A 5,952-nucleotide genomic window follows, 5' to 3' on the forward strand; every position below is an offset into this window, starting at 1 on the left:
TTCCCAATTGCCGTTGGGTGGCGCTTTTCTTTTATTTAAGGTAACCATACACCATAACAAAGAAAATGTAAACAAAAACATCAAAAGTATACTTTTGATGTTTTTTAGTATATTAATCCACAAATCCACGAGTATACTAATGTAAAAGTATAAGAGTATATTAGTATACTTTTATATTAGTATACTTTTGATAAAAAAGCTTGATTTCAGGTTTCAATATGGTATACTATATTTGTAGCAGAAGTATACTTATGAGAGAAGTGTTATCAATGACGTACGTAATCGCTTTAAGCAACCAAAAAGGGGGCGTTGGCAAGACGACCAATAATGTGATGTTCGCAATCACTCTTGCCACCGTTTTCCATAAAAAGGTTTTACATATTGATATGGATCTCCAAGCAAACAGTACATTCATGCTCGGTATGACCTTTAATAAATCAAATTGGCCCGCTTCTATAACAAGATGCTTAAATGATAAGGATCTAAGTAAGGGAATCACGCATCTAACAGAAAATCTAGATGCCATTGCAGGAGATTCTGATTTTCGAAACTGGGGCACATGGGTAGCCGACCATATAAAGGGTGTCCACGAACGAACCTTTTACTTCAAAAAATTACTAGATAAAATCAAAGACGACTATGACTTTATTTTTATAGACACTCCACCAGCAACAGATATAAAAGTCGACAACATAATGGTTGCAACTGACTATGTAATTGTTGTGCAAGAAACCAAGAGATTCGCATTTGAGGGTTCAAAGGAACTAACCAACACTTATCTTCAAACTCTATACGATGACTTCAGCGACGAGATTAATGTTCAGGTCGCGGGAATACTGTTAGTCATGCTTGACAAAACTCACACGGTTGAACAGCTCATTGTTGATAAGACCGTTAAATATTTTGGTAAACAGAATATATTCAATGCCATTATCAAAAGTCACTTACGCCTTGAAAATTATGGTGAATACGGAGTTCAGTTTGAAGACTACCACGATCGTGCTATGTTCGCACTCTTTTCCGATCTTTACGCGGAATTAATGGAAAGAATAGACCAATTCGAAAGTAAAGGAGATATTGCTGACGATTATGTCTACACGCCAAAATATCTCAATGGCAAAAAACTAACACCACTTGGAAAGGAGATAAGTGCTGATGGCCTTGATTAAAAAAGATGCTGATCACTTCGAAGTGAACATAAAAAAAACAGTCGATGATTCCAGAGATGAACAAAAAACTACTAAATACTCCGCAGCGGACAGAAAAAGCCTAAGGGTCGATCCACCTGTTTTTGACACGATAAAGAGTCTAGCTTACATTAAAGACGTGAAAATGTATGAACTTGTAGAAAGTGCTGTTGAGGCATATAAGCAAAACACGCTTTCAGATAGAGAGAGAGAAATCTTCGACAGCATTTATCAGAGAAAACAGTCATAAGTATACTAGTGCAAAAGTATACTTATGATAATTGGCCTATAATCACTGATAAACAAGCATTTTAAAAAGTATACTAGTCGCTAAATATACTTTTCCACTAGTATACTTTTTCTGATTCCATAGATTAAACTATAGGTAGATTGCAAATTTAATCCGAATTTTTGGACAAATTTGTCAGCATAACCTGATACGGTGTTTGCCAGTCGAGTATTTTAAGCGGTCGCTGGTTAATTTGGAGTAACGTCGTCGTTAAATCTTGAGCACTAATGTGTTCAAAACGAGTCCCTTTAGGATAAAAATAACGTAAATTCCGATTAAAGCGTTCATTACTACCACGTTCGGCTGGCGTATAAGCATGGCAGTAATAGGTCTTAATACCATATTGTGATTCAAGTGATACTAGCCCACTAAACTCAGTGCCACGGTCCACAGTAAAGCTGTGCACCGGACCATTAAAAGTGGTTAGGAACTTAGTTAGTGCTTCATTAACAGTCACTGTCGTCCGATCTTTTAACCGGTATGCCCAAAGGAACCGTGATTTTCGATCGATTAAAGTTAATAAAACTGCCTTACTATACCCACGAGGACCAACGACTGTATCTAGTTCAAAATCGCCGATGCGATTACGTTGATTAATCATCATGGGACGCTGTTCAATTGATCGCCCCAAAGATTGATTATATTTGGATCGTTGGTCAACGTTACGCCGTTGGCGTACGCCATGTTCAGGTAGATCATTCAAGGAGAAATCAATTCTCCCCTGATTTAGCCAATTATAAATAGATTTAGTAGCTAGTTTAAATTCGTGAGCAACCATTTACGTCTAAGCTGGCCCAAAAAAATCATATTAATATTGGTCAGAATACAATTGAGGAAGTCAAGAAAAGTTATCAGTTTGATGATTTGGCTTCGTTCTTGGCAGTTTATTATCCAGCATTGGCTGTGTTACAAACTGAACAGGATTTTTATGATTTGGCCTATGCCTACCTATTAAAAGCAAAAGATAATCATGTTCATCACGTTGAATTATTTTTTGACCCCCAGGCGCATACCAGTCGTGGGATCAGCTTTGAAACGGTTATTAATGGATTTTATCGGGCAACTCAGGATGCCAAGAGTTTCGGTGTTGATGCGCAATTAATTATGTGCTTTTTGCGGGACTTTTCTAAAGAATCTGCCCGGCAAACGTTGTTGGAAGCCAAGAAACATCGTGACAAGATTCTTGGAATCGGGTTGGATTCTGACGAGCATCATAATCCACCAATGAAGTTTGCGACTCATTTTGAAAACGCCGTGTCTCAGGGATATCATATTACGATGCATTGTGATATTGACCAGGTTGACTCGATTGATCATATTAAGCAGGCACTAGAAGTCATTGGGGTTGAGCGACTGGATCACGGAACTAATATTGTTGAAAATTCTGATCTGGTTGACTTTGTTAATCAAAAACAGATCGGTATGACCACTTGTCCGAAGTCGAACAGTTTCGTCAGTGCTGATATGAAGGGTAAAGAAATTACCGATTTGTTGGCCAAAGGAATTGAAGTTAGCGTCAATTCCGATGATCCGGCATACTTTGGTGGCTATATTTCCGAAAATTATTGGGCCCTTGCTGAAGCATATGATTTATCAGTCGACCAAGTTGTACAAATTGCCAAAAATTCATTTAACAGCTCGTGGATCAGTGATCAACAAAAACGGAATTATATTCAAGAAATTGATGATTTTGTTGCCAACTATGATTTTGAGAGGGAAACTGTTTAGCTGAACAAAATAGAGTGGGCCAGCAAGCGATTAGACTCCAGAATATAAGTGGGTCTAGAATTTTTGGTGTTGGAAAGTATTTCCATTCCAAAAGTACTAGGCTCTAATTTAAAAGGCTGTTCGTCAAATCAAGTTGATGGCGGTTCAAGTTAACAGTTAGACCATAAATGGTCTAGCTGTTTTTTTATTTGGCTGATGAGCTTGCTCGAAGCCAAAACATTTGAATATTTATACGTTCAGTAAAGTTGTTCCAACTACGATATCCATAGGCACTACTTTTTATCTTTTTTATTCTTCCAATGATTCCCTCTAAAAATCCGTTGGAATATTTAAGCTTCAGTGCATTTAATACTTGTTTACGATATTTTCTTAATGATGTCATTGTTTGATCCATAGCGGTATTGAGTGGATGATAATTGAGTAGTATCTGATTCATTGTATCAGTATTGCCTGTTCTAATAGCCTTTAAAATATCTTGATATACTTCGTAGGACTTGGCGAAACCTTCGTCCAAATCTAAACACTTTGTGATTAAATTTAGATCCGTTTCATAATAACCAACACTGTACTGATACTTAGGGTTTATCTTTTCGATGGAATCGAATGATTCCAAGAATTTTTTCCAATCTCTCTTCATGAACAAGTATTCTTTACTTCTTTTAGGCATTCGTTTCATTACCTGTATTCTAGTTGAATTGAGAGAACGATTCATCATCTGAACGATATGAAATCTATCAACAACGACTTTGGCCTTTGGAAACAACTTTGGTACTAAATTAATGTATCCGGCATTTAAATCCAAAGAAATAGTTTTTACCTGTCTTCTGACTTTCAAAGGAAATCGACTGAAGTATTTACTGATTTGATATGAAGTTCTTCTGGGCAAGATATCACCCGTACGATGATTATCGCTATCTAACCAAATAAAGCTCATTTTGTCAGTAGACATAAATTCATCAAATGCCATGTGCTTAGGAAGATGTTCAGGAAGTGATTTCTTGTGCATCTTGGCTTCTTCATCGATGATACGTTGAACGGTCTTATCGGAGACGTTAAAACGTCTGCCGATATCCTTCAATGATGTATTAAAAGCAGTTTCTGATAAGATCATTTGTCTAACAGGTTGTGCGATTTGACAATATTCCCAAACATAACTAGTTTTGGCTACAAAGATAGAGTTACAAGATTTACATTTATACTTTTGACGTTTCAGACTTATATACGTTGGACGTAATGATAATGATGGAACGACTATCATATTTTTATTAAATCCATTCTTAACTAAGTGGCCTGCAAGGCCACAGTTAAGACAACGGTCAATCTGTTTAGTTAGCATTGCAAAATAGACTAAGGACTTGATGCCATTAACTAACATAAATTTTGGGTCTTCAGTAAAGATAATATTCTCATCTTTCATTTCAAGAGCGTTTCGTATAGACTTATTACTTAGGGACATCATTCAAATTCCTTTCATTGTGAAGCTGTAGAGGGTAGAACATCTAAAGGTATGGATGGTGTCTTTTTGATGTTCTAAAATAGTTTTATTAATAAATGGTATACAAAAATAGAGTTGATGGCAAAATGCCTATCAACTCTATTTATCGTACAGCCATTTAAAAAGCCATTGATAATGGATCAAAAAGACCAATAGGGTATGCCCTATTGGTCTTTTTTATTTTTGTGCTATACTAGGAATTACAAGTGTTCATTAGAACTGTCCAAAAGGAGAATTGGAAATGGCTAAAATCGGTTATGCGCGTGTGAGTTCCAAGGAGCAACATTTAGATCGACAGTTAGCGGCTTTAAAAGACGTTGATAAATTATTTACGGATAAACTAAGTGGGGCGAATACTCAGCGGCCGGCTCTGCAAAAGCTGTTGACCTATATTCGCGATGGGGACATTGTCCTGGTCACGGAATTAGATCGCTTGGGACGGAATAATCAAGACCTAACTAAGATTATGAACACCATCCAAGCCAAGGGTGCTACCTTAGACGTCTTAAACTTACCCTCCATGACCGGAATAGCGGATCCCAACTTACGGCAACTGATGACCAACCTGATTATTGAACTCTATAAGTATCAAGCCGAAAGTGAACGGAAGCGGATTATTGATCGGCAGCAACAAGGCATTGCGCTAGCCAAACAACAGGGCAAGTATCATGGTCGCAGACCCCAATATACCCAAGACGATCCCCGCCTGCAGCATGCCTTTCAACTCTACCAAACCGGTATGAGTGACGCAGACATCGCCAGAACGACCGGCATTAAACGGACCACCTTTATTCGCTACCGGAAAAAGTATGGGGTTCAACGACCGGAACGATTCAAAAGTCATTAAGGGCGACTCCGGCAAGCTTTAGCCAGGGAATTTAAAATTTCATTTGCTCATTAACAGTTTGCTTTTGCTGGTAATTAAGAAGTAACGATTTAACCGCGACTTAATGACCTCAAAGCTTTAGTTATCTTGGTTGAAGGTGATGGGGCCAAATAACTTTCGAGTTAGGATACCTGCCGAAAATAAACTGATGATAATAATGATAATTTGGGCAATGCTGTCCTCTGACAAACTAGTATGAGACACAAAGGGCATTAGGAGAGCGTAAAATATCTTGTGTAAATGGTAGATTGTAAAATTAATCCGAACAGCGTTCGGATTAATTTTACAATCTACCTTTTATTTCTCAAAAAATTTTCAATTTATGTTTACAAATGTAAATTTAGTGTTGATTTTCTACGTTTACAGA

The 5,952-nt window shown here is 37.3% G+C and carries 4 protein-coding genes and 2 pseudogenes; 4 read left to right on the forward strand and 2 right to left on the reverse strand.

Annotation, left to right across the window (positions count from 1 at the left end):
- Positions 1–269: 269 nt before the first annotated feature.
- Together prgP and prgO are read left to right on the forward strand one after the other, a co-directional pair.
- On the forward strand, positions 270–1,169 hold the full coding sequence (gene prgP / locus ATN92_RS14680; protein WP_042255042.1) for a ParA superfamily DNA segregation protein PrgP: 900 nt from the start codon (positions 270–272) through the stop codon (positions 1,167–1,169).
- Entirely contained in the window at positions 1,156–1,437 is a 282-nt protein-coding gene (gene prgO, locus ATN92_RS14685; protein WP_042255044.1) for a DNA segregation protein PrgO, read from the forward strand. Before prgP ends, prgO begins: the two co-directional genes overlap by 14 nt.
- A gap of 148 nt (positions 1,438–1,585) precedes the next feature.
- Here the strand turns inward: prgO and ATN92_RS14690 are convergent.
- Positions 1,586–2,254, reverse strand: a pseudogene (locus ATN92_RS14690) (IS30 family transposase); the annotation flags it as partial.
- Positions 2,255–2,262: 8 nt separating this feature from the next.
- On the opposite strand from ATN92_RS14690, the pseudogene add reads away from it, so the two are divergent.
- Positions 2,263–3,204 (forward strand): annotated as a pseudogene (gene add / locus ATN92_RS14695) (adenosine deaminase); the annotation flags it as partial.
- Between the two features lie 184 nt (positions 3,205–3,388).
- Here add and ATN92_RS14700 read toward each other — a convergent pair.
- Positions 3,389–4,660, reverse strand: coding sequence for an ISL3 family transposase (locus tag ATN92_RS14700; RefSeq protein ID WP_056950652.1), 1,272 nt, complete (start codon positions 4,658–4,660; stop codon positions 3,389–3,391).
- Positions 4,661–4,940: 280 nt separating this feature from the next.
- Between ATN92_RS14700 and ATN92_RS14705 the strand changes: the two genes are divergently transcribed.
- The gene (locus tag ATN92_RS14705) at positions 4,941–5,546 is read left to right on the forward strand and encodes a recombinase family protein (protein ID WP_033615032.1); all 606 of its coding nucleotides are present in this window, start codon (positions 4,941–4,943) and stop codon (positions 5,544–5,546) included.
- The last annotated feature ends 406 nt before the right edge of the window (positions 5,547–5,952 follow it).

It is taken from the genome of Companilactobacillus bobalius, assembly GCF_009764355.1.